The organism is Streptomyces beijiangensis, from assembly GCF_017315755.1.
Classification (GTDB): Bacteria; Actinomycetota; Actinomycetes; order Streptomycetales; family Streptomycetaceae; genus Streptomyces; species Streptomyces beijiangensis.
In genome coordinates this window covers 1-376 of the sequence record NZ_JAFLRJ010001546.1, presented here as the reverse complement: position 1 = coordinate 376, position 376 = coordinate 1, and the positions used below count along the sequence as shown (strand labels likewise).

1 pseudogene is annotated in these 376 nt (G+C 40.2%); it reads right to left on the bottom strand.

What is annotated here, in order from left to right:
* Positions 1-345 (bottom strand): annotated as a pseudogene (locus J0695_RS46545) (MurR/RpiR family transcriptional regulator); the annotation flags it as partial.
* Positions 346-376 lie beyond the last annotated feature (31 nt).

The window sequence follows — 376 nt, the reverse complement described above, 5'->3', positions numbered from 1 at the left end:
GTCAATGAGCTGGCACATCTTTCGCAAATCCGTATTTTTCAAATATTTCATGCTCGCTTCCATATCCCTCATGAGGCTTTCAAAGGAACGGCAATCTTCCCGCTCTTCTTCCCGCTTCTCGGCCTCCCACTTCAGAAACACCCTGAACTCGCTGTACCCGCTGAAATCCAGTTTTTGAGAAAGTCTTAAAATCGATGTGCGGGATACATTGCACTTCTTTGCTAATTCGTTGATGCCCAGCTTGTAGCAAGTGTCTTGATGGTTCAAAATATATTTCAAAACATGAAAATCGTTTTCGTTCAATTTTTTATAATGCTTGTTCATTAATTCTTCCAACTGCATCATTTTCACCCCATTTATTCTCTGTCTCTATTAT